Genomic DNA, 25,200 nt, shown 5'->3' on the forward strand with positions numbered 1-25,200 from the left:
AGAATATTTGTGAGCGAACTCATTCGAGTACCTGACATCGGCAGCGGCGACGGTGAAGTCATCGAGCTGTTTGTAAAAGTCGGCGACCGCATCGAAGCCGATCAGAGCATCCTGACGCTGGAATCGGACAAGGCGAGCATGGAAATCCCTGCTCCTAAAGCCGGTATCGTCAAGAGCCTGAAGGTCAAGCTGGGCGACCGCCTGAAAGAAGGCGACGAATTGCTGGAACTGGAAGTCGAAGGCGCCGCTGCGGCACCTGAAGCACCAGCTCCGGCTGCCACTGCCGCTGCAGCTGAAAAGCCTGCCGCCGCCCCTGTTGCCGAGGCTGCGGCCCCGGCAGCTGCTGCACCTGCCGCTGCCACCATTCAGGACATTCATGTCCCGGATATCGGTTCGTCGGGCAAAGCCAAAATCATCGAAATCCTGGTCAAGGCCGGCGATACCGTTGAGGCTGATCAATCTTTGATCACCCTCGAATCCGACAAGGCCAGCATGGAAATTCCATCGCCAGCCGCCGGTGTGGTTGAGAGCATTTCGGTCAAGCTGGATGACGAAGTCGGCACTGGCGACTTCATCCTCAAGCTCAAGGTTCAAGGCGCTGCTGCGCCGGCTGCTCCTGCCCAAGCCGCTGCTCCAGCACCGGCCACAGCACAAGCGCCTGCTGCTGCCCCTGCACCAGCCGCGAAAACCGAGGCAGCACCTGCCCCGGCCGCCGCGCCTGCGCCAAAGGGTGCCAAAGTTCACGCCGGCCCAGCCGTGCGTCAACTGGCCCGCGAATTCGGCGTTGAGCTGAACGCGGTCAGCTCAAGCGGCCCGCACGGTCGTGTACTCAAAGAAGACGTGCAGGCTTACGTCAAAGCCATGATGCAGAAGGCCAAGGAAGCTCCAGCCGCCGGTGCAACCGGTGGTGCTGGTATTCCGCCGATCCCGGTCGTGGACTTCAGCCGCTTCGGTGAAGTGGAAGAAGTGGCCATGACTCGCCTGATGCAAATCGGCGCGTCGAGCCTGCACCGCAGCTGGCTGAACATCCCGCACGTGACTCAGTTCGACCAGGCTGACATCACCGAGCTGGAAGCCTTCCGCGTCGCGCAGAAAGCCGTCGCAGAAAAAGCCGGTGTGAAACTGACCGTCCTGCCTCTGCTGCTCAAGTCCTGCGCGCACCTGCTCAAGGAAATGCCGGACTTCAACAGCTCGCTGGCGCCAAGCGGCAAAGCAATCATCCGCAAGAAGTACGTCAACATCGGCTTCGCCGTAGACACCCCGGATGGTCTGCTGGTACCTGTGATCAAGAACGTTGATCAGAAGAGCCTGCTGCAACTGGCTGCTGAAGCGGCTGCACTGGCTGCCAAGGCCCGTGACAAGAAGCTCACCGCAGACGACATGCAAGGCGCGTGCTTCACCATTTCCAGCCTCGGTCACATTGGCGGCACCGGCTTCACGCCGATCGTCAACGCACCGGAAGTGGCGATCCTCGGCGTATCCAAGGCAACCATCCAGCCAGTCTGGGACGGCAAAGCCTTCCAGCCGAAACTGATGTTGCCGCTGTCGTTGTCCTACGATCACCGTGTGATCAACGGCGCTGCCGCTGCACGCTTCACCAAGCGCCTGAGCGACTTGCTGGGCGATATCCGCACTATCCTGTTGTAAGCCACGCCCCGGCCTTCCTCACCGAGGGCCGGGGTAGCGCACAGTTTTCCGAGCGCCACGCTCGTACCTCAACCCCGCCATTTGGCGGGGCTTTTTTTTGCCTGCGCTTTTAACAGCCCCTCACTCCAACACTCCCGCAGGGAGAGGGCTCGGGTGAGGGGCTTTTGATCTGGCAATTTAAAAAACTCCCACACCCGGTATCTCACCCGCACTACAACCCGCGCTGATTCCGGGAATGGGCCAGCCGGCCACTCACTTCTACGGTTAACCAAAGGACTTTTATCACGCGACATTGATCGCCAAACATCAGAAAGGATTTCGATGTGAACAGACCAACCGTTGGCCCTGTCCTGGGCTATACCACCACTCATAACGCCCGTATTTTTGTGCGCGGCGCGCCGGACAAAAACAACGCAGTATTTGCCGGTATCCGCCATCGAAAGGTCGGCCAAAGCCAGTGGTCTGCCGGTGTATATTCAAGGCTGAGCCCTGAATTCGACATGTCCGACACCCTGGTCTTGAACGGGCTAAGCGCCGACACCCGCTACGAGTACCAGGCTGGCTGGTTCACCACCACACGCCACGACCACACACCTGAAACCGTCAAAAAAATCCCGCTCCAGTGGCCCGCGTACTTTTACACATTCAAGACCACCTCCAGCAAACCCGGCCGTGTACGTCGCTATGTGGTTGGCTCGTGCCGCTACCTGCGGCTCACCGGGGGCATAGCCTCGGCGCCGGAGCTGGGGGACGAGATCTTCAGCTCCATCTGCGCATTGAACCGCCAGCGCCCTCTGGATGCGGTGGTGATGACCGGCGATCAGGTGTATGTCGACGACCTGAATTTCCTGCTGCCTGATCGCGAATACGCCGCCATAAGCGAGAAATACCAGGCAGCGTTTTCGCAGCCCTACATTCGCAACCTGATGGCTGGCACACCGACCTACATGATTCTCGACGACCACGAAATCGAAGATAACTGGCCGGCCAATCGGGGCAGCGACGATCGGGCGCTCTACAACAATGCCATGACTGCCTATGAGATCTATCAATGCAGCCACGGCCCGGCCCACGACTTGCTACCCGACGGGCGTATCAATCGTGATCTGCGCCGCTACTGGTATTGGTTTGCCGATGGCGATATCGACTGGTTTGTCATGGACTGCCGCACTGAACGTAACTTGTCCGCCAATGCCAAAAGCATGATCGGTACCGAACAGGAATATGCACTGCGTAAATGGTTGATCAATAGCACGGCCAAGGTGAAATTTATCGTCAGCAGCGTCCTGTTCATGCCCGACCAGCAGCACGGTGACGACGCATGGAAGGCATTCACAGCGCAGCGCAACCGGATCCTCGAGACCATTCGCTCCAACGCCATCAAGAACGTGGTGTTCGTCTCCGGGGACATCCACGGCTCCCTCACCTGCCAACTGACCCACAGCAAAAGCCCGGGGTTTGTCGTACACAGCGTGGTGTCTTCACCACTGTGCAACACCCGGTTGTTGACGTATGCCAGCGCCAGCGACCTGATCTTCAACGCCCCCCTGACCACGGTCGGCACAGGCACTTACTCGCCGCGCCTCACCAGCCGTGTGGTGAGCGAAGACAACTTCGCCTGCCTGACCATTGAAGGCAAACAGCTCAAGGTCGATTTTCACAATAAAAAGGGCCGGATCATCGAGTCGGCAATCATTGCACTAACATAAATGCCAAACCTTGCCGTTCGGCCTGCAGGAATCTGCTGGCCGGCCGATAAGCCCTTATAGCACTTGGCCTTTATGATCACTTGTCAGCACCGTGAGCATGATGCAACCTTGCCGCAAACCACAGAAACAGGGTGACTGCCCGTGCGCAATACGCATTTGTGAAGCGAGTGCCCCAATGAAAAGCCAACCCGATGCTGCCCCCCGTATGGCAGCCGAGGTCGTGACCCAGCTACCCGTGCCTTCCAGGCTCGGCATGTTGCGTTTCGAACGGCTGAATGAAGCCAGCTGGGCCATGCTCTACCTCGACCCGCACTGCGAGCGCCAATTTGGCATGCCCGCGGCAGAGCTGTGCGCGCTGGTTGGCTCACCCTACGCCAGCCTGATGGAGCCCCTGGCTCGCTATCGCTTGCACGATGCAATTGAACACCAGCTCAGAACCTCGTCCCATTACATTGTCCATTACACCTTGCACACCGCTTTCGGCCCACTGAGCCTGATGGAGCTGGGCGAGGCTTACAAGCAGCACAACCGGCACCTGGTGCGCGGCTACTTACTGGTGATTGCAGACCCCAAGACCAGCCCGTCGCCCGCCCCTGTCGTTGAACTCGAAACACAAAATAGCCGCCTGCAAATCGCTCTGGCGCTCAACCAGAGTACCCAGCAAGAACAACTCCAGCACCTGGAGCGCGTACGTGCCCAGCAGGATTTAATCCTGCGCTTGGCCCGCCACCGATACAGCCAGCACAACTCGCTGCAAGAAGCCGCCGAGCTGATCACCCGCAGCGCATGTGATATTTATCAAATTGACGGCGCCAGCCTGTGGAACCTCGAGGGCAGCCAACTGCTGCCGGTGTCGGCTTTTCAGCGCGGTACCCAGGCCCATACTGCGCAAGACACCTTCGACGCCAGCCAATTCCCCGACTACCTCGAAGCCTTGCACACCAGCCGCGCGATCGATGCTCCGAACGCTGGCCGCGACCCGCGCACCCGCAAGCTGGTGGCCAGCCTGGGACGCTCCGAAGCCAATGCCATGCTCGACGCAGGCATCCGTATCGATGGCCAGGTGGTCGGTGTGCTGTGCCTGGAACAAGTCGGCAAGACACGCACTTGGCAGGCCGATGAAATCGCCTTTGCCGGTGAGTTGGCCGACCAGTTTGCCCAGGTCATCAACAACCATAATCGGCGTACCGCCACCAACGCCCTGCACCTGTTCCAGCGTGCGGTCGAGCAAAGCGCCAACGCCTTCTTGCTGGTCAACTGCGACGGTGTGGTCGAGTACGTAAATCCCAGCTTTACGGCCATCACCCAGTACAGCACCGAGGAAGTCCAGGGGCACAAACTGTCCGAGCTGCCCGCACTGGAAAACCTCAGCGAACTGCTGTTCGATGCCCACTCCAGCCTGAGCAACGGCAACAGCTGGCAGGGCGAATTCAAAAGTCGGCGTAAAAACCTGGAACCGTACTGGGGCCAGATGTCGATTTCCAAGGTCTATGGCGACAACCGAGAACTGACCCACTACATCGGTATTTACGAGGACATCACCGACGCCAAGCTGGCGCAGCAGCGCATCGAACGCCTGGCGTATACCGACAACCTGACCAATCTGGGCAATCGTCCGGCCTTTATCCGCAACCTCGATGAACGCTTCACCCGCAACAGCAACTCCTCGGTCTGCCTGCTGCTGGTGGATATCGACAACTTCAAGCGCATCAATGACAGCCTCGGCCACCAGACCGGCGACAAGCTACTGATCAGCCTGGCCCGCCGCCTGCGCAACAGCCTGAGCCCCAGCGATTGCCTGGCGCGTTTTGCCAGTAATGAGTTCGCGGTATTGCTGGACGACACCGACCTGACGACCGGACAGCAAATTGCCAGCCAACTGCTGATGACCCTCGATAAACCGATGTTCGTCGACAACCAGCTGATCAGCGTTACCGGTTCGGTCGGCGTTGCCTGCGCGCCCTTGCACGGTCGCGACCCGCAAACCCTGATGCGCAACGCAGGTCTGGCCCTGCACAAGGCCAAGGCCTGCGGCAAGCATCAGGTGCAAGTGTTCACCGAAGCCTTGAACGCCGAAGCCAGCTACAAGCTGTTTGTCGAGAACAACCTGCGCCGCGCGCTGACCCAAAACGAACTCGAAGTGTTCTATCAGCCCAAGCTGTGCCTGCGCAGCGGGCGACTGTTGGGTATGGAAGCCCTGCTGCGCTGGAACCATCCCAAAAACGGGATGATCCGCCCCGACCAGTTCATCAGTGTGGCCGAAGAAACCGGGCTGATTATCCCCATTGGCAAATGGGTCGCCCGCCAGGCCTGCCGTATGAGCAAGCAACTGAGCCTGGCTGGACTTGGCCACCTGCAAGTGGCGATCAACGTGTCGCCCAAACAGTTTTCCGACCCCGACCTTGTGGCCTCGATTGCGAGCATCCTCAAGGAAGAACAGCTGCCGGCCGCACTGCTGGAGCTGGAGCTGACCGAAGGCCTGCTGCTGGAAGCCACCGACGACACCCGCTTGCAACTCGACCAGCTGAAAAAGCTCGGCTTGACCCTGGCCATGGACGACTTCGGCACCGGGTACTCTTCGCTCAGCTACTTGAAAAAATTCCCGATCGACATCATCAAGATCGACCGTAGCTTCATCAAAGACATCCCTGACAACCAGAACGACATGGAAATTACCTCAGCGGTTATCGCCATGGCTCACAACCTCAAGCTCAAAGTGGTTGCCGAGGGCATTGAAACCGCTGCACAGTTGGCATTCCTGCGCCGCCATCGTTGCGATGTGGGCCAGGGCTATCTGTTCGACCGTCCGATCCCCGGCAGCGAATTGATAGAAAAGCTCAAACGCTACCCCCGTGGCCCCGCGGCCTGACTTCCTACACTCTGACAGAGGACTTGAACCATGGTCTTGCGCTCGGAAATCCTGGTGAATAAAAACGTGCTACCCACTAAAGAACAAGCCCTGCCGGGCCGCGACACCCACGTACAGCTACCCGAAACCCATTACGTCACCGGCGAGCCGTTACTGGGCCCATTCTCGAAAAATGTGGACTTTGCGATTTTTGGTCTGGGCTGCTTTTGGGGCGCAGAACGCAAGTTCTGGGAACGCGAAGGCGTTGTCAGCACCGTGGTCGGTTATGCAGGCGGCTACACGCCAAACCCGACTTACGAAGAAGTCTGCTCGGGCCTGACCGGCCATACCGAAGTGGTACTGGTGGTCTACGAGCCAGAGATCATTAGCTACAAACAATTGCTGGCAATGTTCTGGGAACTGCATAACCCGACCCAGGGCATGCGTCAGGGCAACGACATCGGCACCCAGTACCGCTCGGTGATCTACTGCACCACGCCTGAGCAACTGGAAGAGGCGCTGGAGAGCAAAAAAGTGTTCCAGACTGAGCTGGACAAGGCTGGCTTGGGCACCATTACCACCGAAATCGAACAGGCCCCCACGGTCTACTTCGCCGAGGCGTACCACCAGCAATACCTGGCGAAAAACCCACAAGGCTATTGCGGCATTGGCGGCACGGGCGTGACCTGCCCGATTTGATCTAACACCAAGCCGCCCACTGTAGCCGCTACCGAAGGCTGCGTTCGGTTGCGAAGCAATCGTAAATTCATAGAATGCGATTCAACTGACAGTACGCAGACTCTGACTTTGCGACGGCTACGCCGCCGGACGCAGCCTCGCAAGCTCGGCAGCTGCAACAGGTTATTCCGCGATCAACCACTCCATCTGCCAGCCGCCCTGGGTTTGCCCCAGTTTCTTGGCCAGCCACGGCAGCAGTTCACGCAGCTCCTCTTCCAGACCCCAAGGCGGGTTGGCAATGGCCAAACCGGAGCCATTGAGGCTGTTGGGCGTGTCCAGCGGATGAACGAACAACTCTACCTGCAGCAGTTTCGGCGCACCTGAACCCGCCAGGTCCTGATAAAAACGACGCAGTTGGCGCTTGTCCTTGATCGGATACCAGATCGCCACAACGGTCTGACGCATGCGGCTAATCGCGTCTTTCAACGATTCAGCGCAACGCTTCATTTCATCCAGCTTCTCGAACGGCGGGTCGATCAACATCAGCCCACGCTTCTCGGCCACTGGCAGCAGCGCCCGCGGCACATGCCAGCCTTCCCCAAGATGCACGGCAACACGGCGGTCACCCTTCATGTTGTCTTTGAGCAACACGCCATCTTCGGGGTGTTTTTCGTTCAACAGCACGCGGTCCTGGGAACGGGTCAAGCGTCGAGCCCACTCCGGTGAGCCCGGGTAATAGCGCAACTCGCCATCCGGGTTCATCTTGTGCAGCACCTGCATGTAATCGTCAGTCACCGCAGGCAGGTCTTTCTGACCCCACAACCGTGCGATACCTTCCAGATACTCGCCTGTACGATTGGCCTGATCGCCCTTGAGGTCGTACAAACCAATACCGGCGTGGGTATCGAGGTAGGCAAAAGGCTGCTCTTTGCGCGACATCAGGGCGATGAGGCGGGTCAAGACGATATGTTTGAAAACGTCGGCGTGGTTGCCGGCGTGGAAGGCGTGACGATAATTCATGGTTGCTCCTGCGCAGGAGGCGAAGTTTACCTTGTACACATCCTGACGTCAGGTGCCAGGCGGTTTTTCCGAGATACGGTGAAACCCGCTGGCAAAAAAAAACGGCCCGTCTCACCAGGAGACAGGCCGTTTTAGAACACCCTCAAGTCAGCGCATGCGCTTACCTGATCAGCGGTTCAGCTTGAAGTCTTTCTCAGCAGCATCGAAGCGCTCAATCATGCCCTTGGTCGGGCCTTTGCCAGTGTGGCTCACCAGCACGATGGCCAGGCTGCCCAGGATAAAGCCCGGGATGATTTCGTACAGGCCGAACAGAGCGAAATGCTTCCACACGATCACGGTGAAGGCACCGACCAGAATACCGGCCAACGCACCATTGCGGGTCATGCCTTTCCACAGTACCGAGATCAGTACCACTGGACCGAAAGCAGCACCGAAGCCTGCCCACGCATAGCTCACCAGACCCAGAACACGGTTCTCAGGGTTGGCCGCCAGAGCGATAGCGATCAGCGCAACCAGCAACACCATGGCGCGACCGACCCATACCAGTTCCATCTGGGATGCATTTTTGCGCAGGAAAGCCTTGTAGAAGTCTTCAGTCAGGGCACTGGAGCACACCAGCAACTGGCAGCTCAGAGTACTCATGACCGCAGCCAGAATGGCCGACAGCAGTACACCGGCAATCCATGGGTTGAACAGCAGCTTGGCCAGCTCGATGAATACACGCTCAGGGTTTTCGTTCACTGGGCCTGCTACTTCCGGGTGTGCCGAGAAGTAAGCGATACCGAAGAAGCCCACAGCGACCGTACCGGCCAGACACAGGATCATCCAGGTCATGGAGATACGGCGCGCCTTGGCGATCGACTTGACCGAATCAGCAGCCATGAAACGCGCCAAAATGTGCGGCTGGCCGAAGTAACCCAGACCCCAGCCCATCAGCGAGATGATGCCGATGAAGGAAGTACCCTTGAGCATGTCGAAGTTGCTTGGATCCTGAGCTTCAATGGCCAGGAACGTGGTGTCCACGCCGCCAGTGGCCAGCAGCACGATAATCGGCGTGAGGATCAGTGCAAAGATCATCAGGGTGGCTTGAACGGTGTCAGTCCAGCTCACGGCCAGGAAGCCGCCGATAAAGGTGTAGGCAATGGTCGCCGCAGCACCGGCCCACAAAGCAGTTTCGTAAGGCATACCGAAGGTGCTTTCGAACAGACGGGCACCGGCCACGATGCCGGAAGCGCAGTAGATGGTGAAGAACACCAGAATCACGATGGCCGAGATAATCCGCAACAAACCGCTTTTATCTTCAAAACGGCTGGAGAAGTAATCCGGCAGGGTCAGCGCATCACCGTTGTGCTCGGTCTGTACCCGCAGGCGACCGGCAACAAACAACCAGTTCAGATAAGCACCGGTCACCAGACCAATGGCGATCCAGCTTTCCGACAAACCGGACATGTAAATCGCGCCCGGCAAACCCATCAACAGCCAGCCGCTCATGTCGGAGGCGCCAGCGGACAACGCAGTTACAACACTGCCCAGGCTACGGCCACCGAGAATATAGTCAGAAAGGTTGTTGGTGGAGCGATAGGCCATAAGGCCGATCAGCACCATTGCCGCGATATAGATCACAAATGTGATCAGGGTTGGGTTACTAACACTCATTTAAAAAGCCCTGGCATTGTTTTTATGTTTAGCGGCGGTCTGGCCGTACGCTCACAAACGTCCTGTTTGAGACGATTAACCTTGCCGCGCATTTATGACTGACGTTTCCCCAGGAAAATCATCAGTTGATGAACCATAACGCAGGAAGAAAAATCTAACCTGCAGCCGGTTGCACCTTGGGCGCGAATGCTATGCAACAAAGCAAATAAGGTGCAACCAGTTTCTATCACCTAAGTTGCACCTTGTCGCCTTTTCGTCTCAATTCAGTATTTTTGCTCCTTTTCGGAGCAAGAACAGCGCAAAACCATCGAAATAGCACCAAGCCGACGCACCCTTTCGGCTGTGTTGAAATATTCCTGACGAAGTGTCGAACAATCTGTAAAAAAACGGGTTGCACTAGGTTGCACCTCTCTCGGCGCAGCGCTAATCTTGCCGCCAGCTGCTGCCACGCAAATGTGGCACCCATGAGGATAAAAATATGGCTACCACCACCCTTGGGGTCAAACTTGACGACCCAACCCGCGAGCGCCTCAAGGCTGCCGCGACCTCGATTGATCGCACGCCACACTGGCTGATCAAGCAGGCAATCTTCAATTACCTGGAGAAACTCGAGGGTGGTGCAACCCTTAGCGAGCTGAGCGGTATCCCTGGCAGCGCCAGCGATGACGCCGACGACGCACACGCCGATCACGCGCATCAGTGCTTCCTGGAGTTTGCAGAAAGCATCCTGCCGCAATCGGTACTGCGCGCAGCGATCACCTCTGCTTACCGTCGCCCGGAACCCGAAGTGGTGCCGATGCTGATTGAGCAGGCCCGCCTGCCAGCCCCGATGGCTGAAGCTACGCAAGCCCTGGCCGCCTCGATTGCCGAAAAACTGCGCAACCAGAAGAGCGCCGGTGGCCGTGCCGGTATCGTGCAAGGCCTGCTGCAAGAATTCTCCCTGTCGTCCCAGGAAGGCGTGGCGCTGATGTGCCTGGCCGAAGCGCTGCTGCGCATTCCGGACAAAGGCACCCGCGACGCCCTGATCCGCGACAAGATCAGCACCGGCAACTGGCACCCGCACTTGGGCAACAGCCCGTCGCTGTTCGTGAATGCCGCGACCTGGGGCTTGCTGCTGACCGGCAAGCTGGTATCGACGCACAACGAAGCAGGCCTGACCTCCTCCCTGAGCCGCATCATCGGCAAAAGCGGCGAGCCGATGATCCGCAAGGGCGTCGACATGGCCATGCGCCTGATGGGCGAGCAGTTTGTGACCGGCGAAACCATCGCCGAAGCCCTGGCCAACGCCACGCGCTTTGAAGCCAAGGGCTTCCGTTATTCCTACGACATGCTCGGCGAAGCTGCACTGACCGAACATGACGCGCAAAAGTACCTCGCGTCCTACGAGCAAGCCATCCACTCGATTGGCAAAGCGTCCCACGGTCGTGGCATTTATGAAGGCCCGGGCATCTCCATCAAGCTCTCGGCCCTGCACCCGCGTTACAGCCGCGCCCAGTACGAGCGCGTGATGGACGAGCTGTACCCGCGCCTGCTGTCGCTGACCCTGCTGGCCAAGCACTATGACATCGGCCTCAACATCGATGCCGAAGAAGCCGACCGCCTCGAAATCTCGCTCGACCTGCTGGAGCGCCTCTGCTTCGAACCGCAACTGGCTGGCTGGAACGGTATCGGTTTCGTGATCCAGGCTTACCAGAAGCGTTGCCCGTACGTGATCGACTATGTGATCGACCTGGCTCGTCGCAGCCGTCATCGCCTGATGATCCGCCTGGTGAAAGGCGCGTACTGGGACAGCGAAATCAAGCGTGCCCAGGTCGAAGGCCTGGAAGGCTACCCGGTCTACACCCGCAAGGTGTACACCGACGTGTCCTACATCGCTTGCGCGAAAAAACTGCTGGCCGTTCCAGAAGCGATCTACCCGCAGTTCGCCACTCACAACGCCCAAACCCTGGCGGCGATTTACCACATCGCCGGCCAGAACTACTACACCGGCCAGTACGAGTTCCAGTGCCTGCACGGCATGGGCGAACCGCTTTACGAACAGGTTGTAGGCAAGATTTCCGACGGCAAACTGAACCGTCCGTGCCGTGTGTACGCCCCGGTTGGCACCCACGAAACATTGCTGGCCTACCTCGTTCGTCGCTTGCTGGAAAACGGCGCCAACACCTCGTTCGTTAACCGCATTGCCGACCACACCATCGCGATCCACCAGTTGGTGGCCGACCCGGTGAGCCAGATCGAGCAGATGGCTACAACGGAAGGCGGCTTCGGTTTGCCGCACCCGCGTATCCCGCTGCCGCGTGACCTGTATGGCAGCGAGCGCGCCAACTCCAGCGGCATCGACATGTCCAACGAACACCGCCTGGCGTCGTTGTCCTGTGCATTGCTGGCCACTGCCCACAACGATTGGAAAGCCGCGCCAATGCTCGGTTGCGACTCCAGCAACGAAGCCTCTGCACCGGTACTCAACCCGGCCGACCTGCGTGACGTGGTCGGTCATGTACAAGAAGCCACTGTTGAAGACGCCGACAAGGCCATCCAGTGCGCGCTAAGTGCCGCACCGATCTGGCAGGCCACCCCGCCCGCTGAACGCGCTGCGATCCTGGAGCGTGCCGCCGACCTGATGGAAGCCGAGATCCAGCCACTGATGGGCCTGCTGGCCCGTGAAGCCGGCAAGACCTTCGCCAACGCCATTGCCGAAGTGCGCGAAGCCGTCGACTTCCTGCGTTACTATGCAGTGCAGGCGCGCAACGACTTCACCAACGATGCCCACCGCCCATTGGGCCCGGTGGTCTGCATCAGCCCGTGGAACTTCCCGCTGGCAATCTTCAGCGGCCAGGTCGCTGCTGCCTTGGCTGCCGGTAACCCGGTACTGGCCAAACCGGCGGAACAAACTCCGCTGGTTGCCGCTCAGGCTGTGCGCATCCTGCTCGAAGCAGGCATCCCGCAGGGCGTGCTGCAATTGCTGCCGGGCCGTGGCGAAACCGTGGGCGCACGCCTGGTCGGCGACGATCGGGTCAAAGGCGTGATGTTCACCGGCTCCACCGAAGTTGCACGCTTGCTGCAACGCAACGTGGCAGGCCGCCTGGATGCTCAAGGCCGTCCTATCCCGCTGATCGCCGAAACCGGCGGCCAGAACGCCATGATCGTTGACTCCTCGGCACTGACCGAACAAGTGGTTATCGATGTGGTGTCCTCGGCCTTCGACAGCGCCGGCCAGCGCTGCTCGGCGCTGCGCGTACTGTGCCTGCAGGAAGATTCTGCAGACCGCGTAATCGAAATGCTCAAAGGTGCCATGGCCGAATCGCGCATGGGCAACCCGGAACGTCTGAACGTGGACATTGGTCCGGTGATCGATGCCGAAGCCAAGGCCGGGATCGAGCAACACATCCAGGGCATGCGCGATAAAGGTCGCACTGTTTACCAGATGGCCATTGCCGATATCGAAGAGAGCAAACGCGGCACCTTCGTCATGCCGACCCTGATTGAACTGGAAAGCTTCGACGAGCTGGAACGTGAAATCTTCGGGCCCGTGCTGCACGTGGTGCGCTACAAGCGCAAAGACATCGACCAACTGATCGCACAGATCAACGCTTCGGGTTATGGCCTGACGCTGGGCGTACACACCCGCATCGACGAAACCATTGCCAAAGTGGTCAATAACGTCAATGCCGGTAACGTCTACGTTAACCGCAACATCGTAGGTGCCGTGGTCGGTGTACAACCGTTCGGCGGCGAAGGCCTGTCGGGCACCGGCCCTAAAGCCGGTGGTCCGTTGTATATGTACCGTCTGCTGTCGACCCGCCCAAGCAATGCGATCGAGCAGTCGTTCGCCAAGGTCGACGCCATTACCGCACCGGACACCCAGGCCCGCGACGCCATGAGCAAACCGCTCAGCGCGCTGCAAGCCTGGGCCACCAGCAACCAGCAACCAGCACTGGCCGAACTGTGCACCGAGTACGCTACGCACTCGCAAAGCGGCATTACGCGCCTGCTCAACGGCCCGACCGGCGAGCGCAACAGCTACGCAATCTTGCCGCGTGAACACGTGCTGTGCCTGGCTGAAGTCGAAAGCGACCTGCTGACCCAACTGGCTGCCGTACTGGCCGTGGGTAGCACCGCTGTACTGCCGCAAAGCGAGCTGGCCAAGGCCTTGGTCACCCGTTTGCCAAAAGAGGTGCAAGCACGCATCACTCTGGTGGCTGACTGGACCAAGGACGAAGTGATCTTCGACGCCGTACTGCACCACGGCGACTGCGATCAGTTGCGCGACGTGTGCCAGCAAGTGGCCCAGCGCACCGGCGCCATTGTGGGCGTGCAAGGTCTGTCCCAAGGCGAAACCAACATCGCTCTGGAACGTCTGGTGATCGAGCGCGCACTCAGCGTCAACACTGCTGCTGCTGGCGGTAACGCGAGCTTGATGACCATCGGTTGATGGTTTGAACGGGCAATAAAAAACCGGGCACCTGAAAAGGTTGCCCGGTTTTTTTACATCAAAAAATCAGCCTTCGAACATAAACACGAGATAGGCAACGAAGGCCATGTACAGCACACCCACAACCATCCACACAATATTGGAGCAAGTGAACGCGCTGTTGTGGCTGCCCTGCGGGTCGCCACCCAGCATATTGATCGCACGCTGAGCCTCGACAAACATCGCACAGCAGCTGGCTATCAACACAACGTTGGCGACAAACACAAACACCGTATCCGTAGGCCGGTTAAAGAACAGCGACACCAGCACCGCGAACATGACCAGCAGCATGATCAATAAGCCCCGGGTCTCCGGGTGCCAGAAGTATGAGCGCCCCGTCATGTCCAGGCCGTTCTGAACCTTGTCAAACAGCGAAAGAATAAAGAACGGCCAGAACACGGCACGCATCAACGGCATGATCGGTGCTCCGCTCACTTCTTTATATGACGCCCAGTTACGGTACGACCAATAAAATACGTACCCGCCCGCCGTCAGCGCATACAGCAAAATAAACTTGGTGACAGACACGACATACAGCGTGCTTCGCTCGTCATCAGGCCGCGATTTTTTGTCCACTAACGTACCGTCAGCCGCAGTTGCAGGGTTCATATCACATCCATGCACAAGTGGGAGGTCGCAGTAGACACAATTTGCCCAACATAAAAATGCAGTCAGATTCCCATTACCCTGTAAGAAAAAACCAAATCATCAACTGCGTGGCACCAAAAAAGCACATGCTGAAATTCATTCAAAACCTTTTTGACAGCCCGCCAATAACGCAGGTTAGAATCGCTGGCACGCAGACTGCATGTTTGGTTTGCGCCCTGTCTTTTTGAGTTTCCTGGAGTACTGCCTTTGAATGCGACGACCATCAACAGCCTGTTCTTGATCGGCGCGTTGCTGGTAGGTGCAAGCATCCTGGTAAGTTCCCTGTCCTCGCGTCTGGGCATCCCGATTTTGGTCATCATCCTTGCGGTGGGCATGACGGCGGGTGTCGATGGCGGCGGCATTATTTTTGACAACTACCCCACCGCTTATCTGGTGGGCAACCTCGCCCTGGCGGTGATTTTGCTCGATGGCGGCTTGCGCACGCGGGTCTCCAGTTTCCGCGTGGCGTTATGGCCGGCGCTGTCGCTAGCCACGGTGGGGGTGATGATCACCACCGGGCTCACCGGCCTGATGGCCGCCTGGCTGTTCAACCTCAACCTGATCCAGGGCCTGCTGGTCGGCGCCATTGTCGGCTCGACCGATGCGGCGGCGGTGTTCTCGTTGCTGGGTGGCAAGGGCTTGAACGAGCGGGTTTCGGCCAGCCTCGAGATCGAATCCGGCAGCAACGACCCGATGGCGGTGTTCCTCACCGTGACCTTGATCGACATGCTGGCCAGCGGCGAAACCGGTCTGCACTGGAGCCTGTTGCTCAACCTGCTGCGTGAGTTCGGTATCGGCGGCGCAGTCGGGCTGGCAGGTGGCTGGCTGATGCTGCAAATGGTCAACCGGATCAACCTGGCCAACGGCCTGTACCCGATTCTGGTGATCGCAGGCGGGCTGGTGGTCTTTTCCCTGACCAACGCCCTGCACGGTAGCGGCTTCCTGGCGGTTTACCTGTGCGGGCTAGTGATCGGCAACAGCCCGATTCGCAGCCGTCACGGCATTTTGCACATGCTCGACGGCATGGCCTGGCTGGCACAGATCGGCATGTTCCTGGTCCTTGGCCTGCTGGTGACGCCGCACGACCTGCTGCCTATCGCGATTCCGGCACTGGCGCTGGCGCTGTGGATGATCCTGTTCGCCCGTCCGCTGTCGGTGATGGTGGGCCTGCTGCCCTTCAAGGCCTTCCACGGCCGTGAAAAAGCCTTTATCGCGTGGGTAGGCCTGCGTGGCGCGGTGCCGATCATTCTGGCGGTATTCCCGTTGATGGCCGGGCTGCCCAATGCGCAACTGTATTTCAACCTGGCGTTCTTTATCGTGCTGGTGTCCCTTCTGGTGCAAGGCACCAGCCTGCCGTGGGTTGCCAAGCTGCTTAAGGTGACCGTACCGCCAGACCTGGCCCCCGTCTCCCGTTCGGCCCTTGAAGTGCATGTCACCAGCGAGTGGGAATTGTTTGTTTACCGTCTCGACGCACAAAACTGGTGCATCGGCGCGGCCCTGCGGGAACTGAAAATGCCCGATGGCACCCGCATCGCAGCCCTGTTTCGCGATCAAAAACTGCTCCATCCGTCGGGTAGTACGACGCTGGAAATTGGCGATCTGCTCTGCGTGATCGGCCACGAACACAACTTGCCAGCCTTGGGCAAACTGTTCAGCCAGCCGCCGAGCCGCGGCCTGGATTTGCGTTTCTTCGGCGACTTTGTGCTCGAAGGCGACGCCCAACTGGGTGCTGTATCGGCCTTGTACGGCCTGAAGCTGGACGGCATCGACCCCAACATTCCACTCAGCAGCTTTATTGCTCAGAAAGTTGGCGGCGCTCCAGTCGTCGGCGACCAGGTGGAATGGAACAACACCATTTGGACCGTCGCCGTCATGGAAGGGAACAAGATCGCCAAAGTAGGCGTCAGATTCCCCGAAGGAAGTGCACCGGGGCCCGGGCTGTTCCTCTAAACTCCAACTTTCTGACCTTTGTCTGACCGGTATCTATGCCAACTCTGCGCACGTTTTTCGCAACCGTCCTGCTCGGTCTGAGCCTTTGTGTCGGCACGCTACACGCGGCCGAACCGCCTACCGCAGAAGCGGTACAGCAAAGCCTCGACAAAATTGCTGATCGCAAGCTGCCGGACGCCGACCTTAAAGCGCTGCAAGCAGTGCTCCAGCAGACCCTTGCCCTGCTGGCCAACAAAGCCGATTACGAGCAGCGCCTGAACGACGTGAAACAACTGCTCAGCAGTGCACCTCGCCAGACCAGCGAAAACCAGCGTGAACTGTCCCGCCTCAAGGCCAGCAAAGCCATACCCGTGGCGCAGCGTTACAGTGACCTGCCCGTACCACAGTTGGAACAACTGCTGGCTGAACGCACCACGCAACAGGGCGAGTTGCAAAAAGCACTGGCCATTGCCAACAGCCAGAGCATTGCCGCGCAAACCCGGCCAGAGCGGGCGCAGGCCGAAATCAGCGCCAGCCAGACGCGCATCCAGCAGATCAGCACCACCCTGAAAACAGGGCGCGACAACGGCAAGCTGCTCACCCCCGATCAACGCAACCAGCTCAATGCTGAAGCCGCCTCGCTCACCGCACTGATAGCACTGCGTCGCCAGGAGCTGGCCGGTAACAGCCTGCTGCAAGACCTGAGCGGCAGCCAGCATGATCTGCTGCTGGAAAAAACCACGCGTCAGGATCAAGAAATCCAGGACCTGCAAACCCTGATCAACCAAAAGCGTCTGGCGCAGTCGCAACAAACCGTCACCGAACAATCCCTTGAGGCAAAAAAATCCGGCAGCAGCAGCCTGCTGGCAACCGAAAGCGCAATCAACCTCAAGCTTTCTGACTACTTGCTGCGCAGTACCGACCGCCTTAACGAAGTCACCCAGCAGAACCTCGAAACCAAGCAACAACTGGACAACGTCACTCAAAGCGATCAAGCGCTGGATGAGCAAATCAATGTGCTCAAGGGCAGTTTGTTGCTGTCCAAGATTCTCTATAAGCAGAAGCAAGCCCTGCCGCGCCTGCAAAAAATGGACAAGAATCTGGCAGACGAAATCGCCGACATTCGTCTATACCAGTTTGAAATCAACCAGCAGCGCGAGCTGATCAGCAACCCCACGACCTACGTCGATAACCTGCTGTCGACCCAGCCCGCCGATCAAGTCACTCCGCAACTGCGTAAAACCCTGCTCGAACTGGTCAACACCCGCAGCGATCTGCTGGACCGCCTGAATCGCGAGTTAAGCTCGGTGCTCAACGAATCGATCACCCTGCAACTGAACCAGAAGCAACTGCTCAGCACCGCCCAAAGCCTGCGCGCCACGCTGGACGAGCAAATGTTCTGGATCCCCAGCAATAAGCCGCTGGACCTGGAATGGCTGGAAACCGCCCCGAGCCAACTGGTACAGCAAATTACCATCCTGCCTTGGGGTTCCAGCGTCACCGAGCTGGCAGAAGGCCTGGTGGAACGGCCGCTATTGTTTCTACCGTTTTTGCTGGTGGTAGCGGCCCTGCTGTGGAAGCGCAAATACCTCTACAGCAAGTTGAACAAAATCCATCAGGACATTGGCCACTTCAAGCGTGACAGCCAATGGCACACACCGTTGGCGATCCTGATCAACATCCTGCTGGCAATGCCCCTTTCCCTGGCGCTGGCCCTGTGCGGTTATGCCCTGCAAACCGATGCCCGCGGCATGAACGCCAATACCGGCGCGGCGCTGGTCCAGATGGCCGAAGCCTGGCTGGTGTTCTACACCGCGTACCGGATCCTGGCACCCGGTGGCGTGGCCGAGTTGCATTTTCGCTGGGAAAAACCACTGGTTGCGTTCCTCCAGAACTGGATCCGCAAGCTCGGCTTTGTAGTGCTGGCCCTGGTGGCCGTGGTCGCCTTTGCCGAGCAGCAACCGGCGGCGCTGGCAGACGATGTACTGGGCATCCTCGTGGTACTGAGCTGCTATGCCGCTATGGCCTGGTTGCTGTGCCGCCTGTTGCTCAACGACTTTGAGACGGCGACCAAAGCCTATCGCCTGCGCAAGCTGCTCGGTTTTGCTTTCGCGCTGTTGCCGCTCGCGCTGTTTGTTGCCGTGTGCTTTGGCTACTACTACACCGCGCTCAAGCTCAGCGACCGCCTGATCAACACCCTCTACCTGCTGATGCTCTGGCTGGTGGTCGAAGCCGCCTTTGTCCGTGGCCTGGCGGTAGCCGCACGGCGCCTGGCCTACCAGCGTGCACTGGCCAAGCGCCAAGCTGCCAAGGAAGCAGGCGAAGGCAACGACATCGTCATCGAAGAACCGACGCTAGACATCGAACAGGTCAACCAACAGTCTCTGCGTTTGATCCGTCTGGCCCTGCTGGCGGGCTTTATTGGCATTCTGTATTGGGTGTGGGCCGACTTGATCTCGGTATTTTCCTACCTGGACAACATCACCCTGTACGAATACACCAGCGGCAGCGGCGCCAACATGAGCATGGTGCCCATCAGCATCGGTGACGTGATCGGTGCGCTGGTCATCATCGGCATCAGCATCGCGCTGGCGCGCAACCTGCCCGGTCTGCTGGAGGTGCTGGTGCTGTCGCGCCTTGACCTGGGCCAGGGCAGCGCCTATGCCACTACCACCTTGCTGACCTACGTGATCATCGGCATCGGCTTTGTCTCGACCCTCTCGACCCTTGGCGTGAGCTGGGACAAGTTGCAATGGCTGGTGGCCGCACTGTCGGTGGGCCTGGGCTTCGGGATGCAAGAAATCTTCGCCAACTTTATTTCCGGGATCATGATCCTGTTCGAACGCCCGGTACGGATTGGCGACACCATCACCATCGGCAACCTGTCGGGCACCGTGAGCAAGATCCGCATCCGTGCGACCACCATCACCGACTTCGACCGCAAAGACATCATCGTCCCGAACAAAACCTTTATTACCGGGCAACTGATCAACTGGTCGCTGACCGACACCATCACCCGCGTCACCCTGAAGCTGGGGGTCGACTACGGCTCCGACCTGGACCTGGTCAAACACTTGCTGCTCAAGGCCGCGCAAGAAAACCCGCGAGTGCTCAAAGACCCTGAGCCCCACGTGTACTTCCTGAACTTTGGCGCCAGCACCCTGGACCACGAATTGCGCATGCACGTACGTGATCTGGGTGACCGTAACCCGGTGATCGACGAAGTTAACCGCTTTATCAACCGCGAATTCAAGAACCACCACATCAACATCTCGTTCCAGCAGATGGAGGTGTACCTCAAGAACTTGCAGGGCCAGGAATACAAGCTGGTGCCCGTTGGGCCAGAAGCGCCGGTGGAACCCACACCACCGCAGCAAAAGCCGCAACTGGGCAAGCTCGATTAATACATACACCTTGTAGCCGCTGCCGCAGGCTGCGATAAGGGCCGCAGGACCTTCAGTTTTTTGAGGGCCGCTTCGCTGCCCATCGCAGCCTGCGGCAGCGGCTACAGGTTTTGCACACGCTTTAACCCTTTACTGGAGACGGTCATTGAAAGCCCTCGACGAACTGACTTTTGATAACCGCTTTGCTCGGCTGGGTGACGCGTTTTCAACCCACGTACTGCCCGAGCCTATCGACGCACCGCGGCTGGTAGTCGCGAGCGAGGCCGCTCTGGCACTACTGGATCTCGACCCGTCTGTTGCCCAGGACCCGGTATTCGCCCAACTGTTTGGCGGCCACACCCTGTGGGCCGATGCCGAACCTCGCGCCATGGTCTACTCCGGCCATCAGTTCGGCTCCTACAACCCGCAATTGGGCGATGGCCGCGGGCTATTGCTGGGCGAGGTCTACAACGACGCGGGCGAGCATTGGGACTTGCACCTCAAAGGCGCCGGCATGACCCCTTACTCGCGCATGGGCGATGGCCGCGCGGTGCTGCGTTCATCGATCCGCGAGTTCCTTGCCAGCGAAGCGCTGCATGCGCTGGGCATCCCCAGCAGCCGCGCCTTGTGCGTGATCGGCTCAGACACCCCGGTATGGCGCGAGACCCAGGAACGCGCCGCCATGGTCCTGCGCCTGGCACCGAGCCATGTGCGCTTCGGGCATTTCGAATATTTCTATTACACCAAGCGCCCCGAGCAGCAAAAGCAACTGGGCGAGCACGTACTGGCGATGCACTTTGCCGAGTGCCTGGAGCAACCCGAGCCGTATCTGGCGATGTTCCGCGAGATCGTCGAGCGCAATGCCGAGCTGATTGCCAAATGGCAGGCTTACGGCTTTTGCCACGGTGTGATGAACACCGACAACATGTCGATTCTGGGCATCACCTTCGACTTCGGGCCTTTTGCCTTCCTCGACGACTTCGACGCCAACTTCATCTGCAACCACTCCGACCACGAAGGGCGCTATTCCTTCAGCAACCAGGTGCCTATCGGCCAGTGGAACCTCAGCGCACTGGCCCAGGCGTTAACGCCGTTTATCAGCGTTGAAGCCCTGCGTGAAACCCTGGGGTTGTTCTTGCCGCTGTACCAGGCCCACTACACCGACCTGATGCGCCGCCGTCTGGGCCTGACCACCGGCGAAGACGCTGATCAACAATTGATCGAAACACTGCTGCAAAAAATGCAAGGCAGCAGCATCGACTACACCTTGCTCTTCCGTCGCTTGGGGGATTTGCCAGCCGAACAGGCTGTGGCGCAGCTGCGTGACGAGTTTGTCGACCTCAAGGGCTTTGATGAATGGGCCGCGCAGTACGTAGCCCGGGTTGCCCGTGAAGGTGTGAGTGATGAAAGCGCCCGCCGCGAACGTATGCACGCGGTCAACCCGCTGTACATCCTGCGCAACTACCTGGCACAAAAGGCCATCGATGCGGCACAGGCCGGGGATTACAGCGAAGTGCAGCGCTTGCACAAGGTGCTGACCCAGCCATTTACCGAGCAAGCGGGTATGGAAAGCTATGCCGAGCGGCCACCGGAGTGGGGCAAGCATCTGGAAATCAGTTGTTCGTCGTAACTCGCTGCGTAGCAGTTGCCGTAGGAACGAGGCTACGTTCGGCGTGATACGGCATTCCGGCGCAGTCGTCGTAAAATCAGGCTCGTCGGTGTGTCAAGCAACACCGATACTCCGGGTTTGCGAGCGCTTCGCACTCGAACGCAGCCTCGTTCCTCGGCAGCTGCTACAAATCGTAGTATTTACTCTCACAGAGATTGTGGCTCGCTCCCGATTGACCCCTACCCCACCAGCCCCTATCCTCGCCAACGTCACGACACATTCGTGATCCGGTTTGACGGTCGGGCTCTTCATAGTGGAACGCATAGTCTAGAAATTCGTTCGGCACACTCGTGCCCGCATGAATGTTATGGCGACTGTGTGTGGGGCACCTTCGGGTGCGCCGGGTCCCACTATGACCGGTCCGTCAACCTGCACACAGTTGCCACCTTAAGTTTGACGGCGAGCGGTGGTAACTCTTACCTCATAGTGGAGTTTTCCAATGCCCCAAATCATCACCCAAACCCCAACCCCCTTCGGCCACAGCTTTAGCGGTGAAACCCTGTTCACCGTAAACCCCGGCATCCCGATCAACCTCGCGCTGGAACTGGCCGCCCAATTGCTCGGCAGTGCCACCGTTCTATGTGCGGAAAGCCAGGTCACCAGCCCACAAACCAGCCACAGCCTGACGTTCGCCAGCCTGCAACTGATTGAAATGAGTAAAGGGTTGATTGACGCCACGCTAGACCGCGTGGCGCAGGCACAAAGCCTCAGATAAACATGTCCACAGGCACTTTGAAGTAATCCGCCAGCCAGCGAATCTGTCGCACGTTGAGCTGGCGCTTGCCGCTGAGGATTTCGGACACCACCGACTGGGTGCCAACCCCCGGCAAATCGCTTTGGGTCAGCCCGTGCTCTTGCATCACCGAGCGCAATACATCGACACCGCTGGCCTTGGGCATCGGTCGATGCTCAAGGTCATAGGCCTCAACCCAGTCGCCGATGATGTCCACCAGGCTCATCAAGGGGTGACTTTCATCGTCGCCGATCAAGTCGCTCAGTTGATCAAGGGCTGCAACCAACGCGTCGTAATCTGCTTCGTTTTTTGGTTTGCGCAGCAGGGGTGACACAAACTGCCAGTGCTCTACCGCCTGTTCGACCAATGCATTCATTGTGCTTACTCCTTCCAGTTGCCCTTGTCATAGTCACGGTGATCCAGCACATGACGAATGTAGAGGCGCTGTACCCGATAACGCACCAGGGCAATCAGCCGCAGCTTGTTACCTCCCATATTGAAAACGTGAAACGAACCTACCTTGTCGGTGGCTGGGAAAAACGACCTTAACGCGGCAAAGTCTTCAGGGTTGAGGACCTTGATCTTGCGATACCACTCATCAAGAGCGTTCGCCGATTGCGGCCATTGTTCTTTCGCTTCCCAAATACGCTTGGCTGTTATCACTCGCATGCAACGTCCCTATCGCATCTTGCTATGGAGGCTAAGCCAGAGATCAGCAAATCGCAATGTGCGATAACGCCTCTCTGACTAATGGTGCTGTCGGTGTCTCGCGTCTAAGCCTAGATAAGGGGATGCGCCACTGGCTCAGCACTGTGTGTGCAAATACTTCGCCTGGACACTGGCATAACCAAATCGCATAACAACCTGCCCAAACAGTCTTAGACGAACTAACCCACCCTGATTATCGTGACGCCCGCGCGGCGGCTCTGGCCTGCCCGATACCTCATACGAGATTCGTTGCATTAAGGAAGACCCATGTCCTGGGACTCGCTCCCCCTGCTGTTTGTTGCCGCTTTGCTGGTCTGGCTGTTGGTGTCGTTTGTGCGCGAGAAGTGGAGCGCCGATGTGGTGGCTGCCATTGCCGTCGCCGCCCTGCTGGTCACGCAAATTCTCACGCCCCACGAAGTGTTGAGCGTGCTCAGCAACTCGGCCCCCGCCACGATTGCCTGCATGTTTGTGCTCTCGGCCGCGTTGGAACGCACCGGCTGCATTGATGCTCTGGGCAACTGGCTGGGCAATCTGGTGGGCGACCAACCGCTGCGGGTTCTGGGCGGGTTGATGATTACCGCGCTGGTGATTTCGGCTTTTTTGAACAACACCCCCGTGGTGGCCATTTTGACCCCAGTGGCAATTGCCTTGGCCAAGCGCGCCCACAGTTCACCTTCCAAGCTGCTGATCCCGCTGTCTTACGCCACGGTATTGGGCGGGATGCTGACGATGATCGGCACCTCGACCAATATTCTGGTGGACGGGGTCGCGCGCAAAGCCGGGCTCGCGCCTTTTGGCATGTTCGAAATCACTCAGGCCGGGCTGATGTTTGCCGCCGTGGGTTTTGTGTACCTAATGATTTTCAGCAACCGCCTGCTGCCTGATCGCGACAGCCTGTCCAAGCAACTGCGCCCGGAATTGACGCGCACCTTCATGAGCGAATTGCTGGTGCCCCACGATTCCCCCGTGATCGGCAAGACCCTGGCTGAAGCCGATCTGAATGGTGGCAGCGGCCTGCAAGTACTGAAGATTTTTCGCGACGAGCAAGAGCTTTCCACGCCTGAACCTACCACCCAGTTGCGCAGCGGCGACCGCCTGGTGCTGCACGGGCAAGTACAAAATGTAGTCGAACTGCGCGAAAGCGGCGTGCTGGCCTTTAACCGTGGCGACGCGTTCGAAACCATCAGCAACCACGATGTGATCCTCGCCGAGGCCATCGTGGGGCGAAATTCCCGCTACAGCCACCGCCCCATGCGCGACCTCGACCTGACAGCGCGATACGGCATTGCGGTGCTCGCGGTGCATCGTCAGGACGAAAACATTCAAGGCAATCTCGACGACCTGCACCTGCAATTTGGCGATGTGATTCTGGTCGAAGGCACACCTTCGCAAATTCGTCGTTTTGCCGAAAATGGCGACTTGATCAGCCTCAATACTGTCCTTGAGCGTGCATATCGCCGCGACAAGGCGCCGATTGCAATCATTTCCACGCTGGCGGTGATGCTGCTCGCAGCACTCGAGATCATGCCCATCGAAGGCTTGGCGTTGATCGCCGCCGTAACAGTGGTCGCCACCCGTTGCCTGGACGTGCAGGACGCCTACAAGGCGGTGGACTGGAAAATCCTCAGTCTGATTTTCGGCATGCTGGCCATCAGCATTGCGATGGATAAAGTCGGCCTGATCAATCTGGTGGTCAACCAGACCATGGCCGCCCTCCCTCATGCCGGGCCGTTGCTGATGCTAGGGTTTATCTATTTGTTGACCAGCATCCTCACCGAGATCCTCTCCAACAATGCCGTGGCGGTATTGCTGACGCCGATCGGAATTGGTGTGGCGCAGCAACTGGGCGTCGACCCGCGGCCATTCGTGGTGGCCGTGATGTTTGCCGCCAGTGCCAGCTTCGCCACGCCGATTGGCTACCAGACCAACACCTTTGTGTATAACGCGGGCGGTTACAAGTTCAGCGACTTTATGCGCATCGGCATCCCATTGAATGTGCTGATGCTGATCGTGGCCATGCTGGTGATCCCGTGGATCTGGCCACTGACGCCGGTGGCGGGTTGAGGGATTGTCTGCTGAACTGCACACCCTGAACCTGCAG

Annotated in this window: 15 protein-coding genes; 10 read left to right on the plus strand and 5 right to left on the minus strand. The window is 58.7% G+C overall.

The features are described 5' to 3' along the window. Positions 1-9 precede the first annotated feature (9 nt). The 4 genes from aceF to msrA all read left to right on the plus strand — a co-directional run bounded on the left by aceF (position 10) and on the right by msrA (position 6,903). Positions 10-1,647, plus strand: a complete 1,638-nt coding sequence (gene aceF / locus N7D90_RS22455; RefSeq protein WP_261740029.1) for a dihydrolipoyllysine-residue acetyltransferase — start codon at positions 10-12, stop codon at positions 1,645-1,647. 323 nt (positions 1,648-1,970) lie between these two features. After that, entirely contained in the window at positions 1,971-3,356 is a 1,386-nt protein-coding gene (locus N7D90_RS22460) for an alkaline phosphatase D family protein (protein ID WP_261740030.1), read from the plus strand. A gap of 175 nt (positions 3,357-3,531) precedes the next feature. Beyond that, positions 3,532-6,225, plus strand: coding sequence for an EAL domain-containing protein (locus tag N7D90_RS22465; protein WP_261740031.1), 2,694 nt, complete (start codon positions 3,532-3,534; stop codon positions 6,223-6,225). A 30-nt stretch (positions 6,226-6,255) separates the two neighbouring features. Continuing rightward, entirely contained in the window at positions 6,256-6,903 is a 648-nt protein-coding gene (gene msrA / locus N7D90_RS22470) for a peptide-methionine (S)-S-oxide reductase MsrA (RefSeq protein ID WP_261740032.1), read from the plus strand. A 162-nt stretch (positions 6,904-7,065) separates the two neighbouring features. Here the strand turns inward: msrA and N7D90_RS22475 are convergent, their stop codons facing one another. Together N7D90_RS22475 and putP are read right to left on the minus strand one after the other, a co-directional pair. Beyond that, positions 7,066-7,902, minus strand: coding sequence for a 23S rRNA (adenine(2030)-N(6))-methyltransferase RlmJ (locus tag N7D90_RS22475; RefSeq protein WP_016783239.1), 837 nt, complete (start codon positions 7,900-7,902; stop codon positions 7,066-7,068). Between the two features lie 168 nt (positions 7,903-8,070). Then, positions 8,071-9,558, minus strand: coding sequence for a sodium/proline symporter PutP (putP, locus tag N7D90_RS22480; protein WP_261740033.1), 1,488 nt, complete (start codon positions 9,556-9,558; stop codon positions 8,071-8,073). 478 nt (positions 9,559-10,036) lie between these two features. On the opposite strand from putP, the gene putA reads away from it, so the two are divergent. Then, a complete protein-coding gene (putA, locus tag N7D90_RS22485; protein ID WP_261740034.1) occupies positions 10,037-13,990 on the plus strand; it encodes a trifunctional transcriptional regulator/proline dehydrogenase/L-glutamate gamma-semialdehyde dehydrogenase in 3,954 nt (1,317 codons plus the stop codon). Between the two features lie 66 nt (positions 13,991-14,056). On the opposite strand, the gene N7D90_RS22490 is transcribed toward putA, so the two are convergent. After that, on the minus strand, positions 14,057-14,638 hold the full coding sequence (locus tag N7D90_RS22490) for a hypothetical protein (protein WP_261740035.1): 582 nt from the start codon (positions 14,636-14,638) through the stop codon (positions 14,057-14,059). Between the two features lie 246 nt (positions 14,639-14,884). On the opposite strand from N7D90_RS22490, the gene N7D90_RS22495 reads away from it, so the two are divergent. From N7D90_RS22495 to N7D90_RS22510, 4 genes are all read left to right on the plus strand, one after another. Then, on the plus strand, positions 14,885-16,627 hold the full coding sequence (locus tag N7D90_RS22495; RefSeq protein WP_261740036.1) for a potassium/proton antiporter: 1,743 nt from the start codon (positions 14,885-14,887) through the stop codon (positions 16,625-16,627). A 35-nt stretch (positions 16,628-16,662) separates the two neighbouring features. After that, positions 16,663-20,010: a mechanosensitive channel MscK gene (gene mscK / locus N7D90_RS22500; protein ID WP_261740037.1), complete on the plus strand. Its 3,348-nt coding sequence runs from the start codon at positions 16,663-16,665 to the stop codon at positions 20,008-20,010. Between the two features lie 145 nt (positions 20,011-20,155). Further along, entirely contained in the window at positions 20,156-21,619 is a 1,464-nt protein-coding gene (selO, locus tag N7D90_RS22505) for a protein adenylyltransferase SelO (protein WP_261740038.1), read from the plus strand. Positions 21,620-22,097: 478 nt separating this feature from the next. Beyond that, on the plus strand, positions 22,098-22,373 hold the full coding sequence (locus N7D90_RS22510) for a DUF3077 domain-containing protein (RefSeq protein ID WP_261740039.1): 276 nt from the start codon (positions 22,098-22,100) through the stop codon (positions 22,371-22,373). Here the strand turns inward: N7D90_RS22510 and N7D90_RS22515 are convergent. Continuing rightward, complete coding sequence (locus tag N7D90_RS22515; RefSeq protein WP_261740040.1) at positions 22,366-22,767, minus strand: type II toxin-antitoxin system HigA family antitoxin; 402 nt, start codon at positions 22,765-22,767, stop codon at positions 22,366-22,368. The genes N7D90_RS22510 and N7D90_RS22515 overlap by 8 nt on opposite strands. Before the next feature lie 5 nt (positions 22,768-22,772). Next, positions 22,773-23,060 carry a type II toxin-antitoxin system HigB family toxin gene (locus N7D90_RS22520; RefSeq protein WP_261740041.1) on the minus strand — a complete coding sequence of 96 codons (288 nt, stop codon included), beginning with the start codon at positions 23,058-23,060 and terminating at the stop codon, positions 22,773-22,775. 306 nt (positions 23,061-23,366) lie between these two features. On the opposite strand from N7D90_RS22520, the gene N7D90_RS22525 reads away from it, so the two are divergent. After that, positions 23,367-25,163 (plus strand): SLC13 family permease, encoded by a 1,797-nt coding sequence (locus N7D90_RS22525; RefSeq protein ID WP_261740042.1) that lies wholly within the window; start codon positions 23,367-23,369, stop codon positions 25,161-25,163. The last annotated feature ends 37 nt before the right edge of the window (positions 25,164-25,200 follow it).

The sequence above is a fragment of the Pseudomonas fragi genome (assembly GCF_025426255.1).
GTDB lineage: Bacteria > Pseudomonadota > Gammaproteobacteria > Pseudomonadales > Pseudomonadaceae > Aquipseudomonas > Aquipseudomonas kulmbachensis.

What these genes read in the sequence shown, in the direction of transcription:
- N7D90_RS22465 (WP_261740031.1), top strand. Translation starts at nt 3,532, where the DNA reads ATGAAAAGCCAACCCGATGCTGCCCCCCGTATGGCAGCCGAGGTCGTG.
- msrA (WP_261740032.1), top strand. Translation starts at nt 6,256, where the DNA reads ATGGTCTTGCGCTCGGAAATCCTGGTGAATAAAAACGTGCTACCCACT.
- N7D90_RS22475 (WP_016783239.1), bottom strand. Translation starts at nt 7,902, where the DNA reads ATGAATTATCGTCACGCCTTCCACGCCGGCAACCACGCCGACGTTTTC.
- putP (WP_261740033.1), bottom strand. Translation starts at nt 9,558, where the DNA reads ATGAGTGTTAGTAACCCAACCCTGATCACATTTGTGATCTATATCGCG.
- putA (WP_261740034.1), top strand. Translation starts at nt 10,037, where the DNA reads ATGGCTACCACCACCCTTGGGGTCAAACTTGACGACCCAACCCGCGAG.
- N7D90_RS22490 (WP_261740035.1), bottom strand. Translation starts at nt 14,638, where the DNA reads ATGAACCCTGCAACTGCGGCTGACGGTACGTTAGTGGACAAAAAATCG.
- mscK (WP_261740037.1), top strand. Translation starts at nt 16,663, where the DNA reads ATGCCAACTCTGCGCACGTTTTTCGCAACCGTCCTGCTCGGTCTGAGC.
- N7D90_RS22510 (WP_261740039.1), top strand. Translation starts at nt 22,098, where the DNA reads ATGCCCCAAATCATCACCCAAACCCCAACCCCCTTCGGCCACAGCTTT.
- N7D90_RS22515 (WP_261740040.1), bottom strand. Translation starts at nt 22,767, where the DNA reads ATGAATGCATTGGTCGAACAGGCGGTAGAGCACTGGCAGTTTGTGTCA.
- N7D90_RS22520 (WP_261740041.1), bottom strand. Translation starts at nt 23,060, where the DNA reads ATGCGAGTGATAACAGCCAAGCGTATTTGGGAAGCGAAAGAACAATGG.
- N7D90_RS22525 (WP_261740042.1), top strand. Translation starts at nt 23,367, where the DNA reads ATGTCCTGGGACTCGCTCCCCCTGCTGTTTGTTGCCGCTTTGCTGGTC.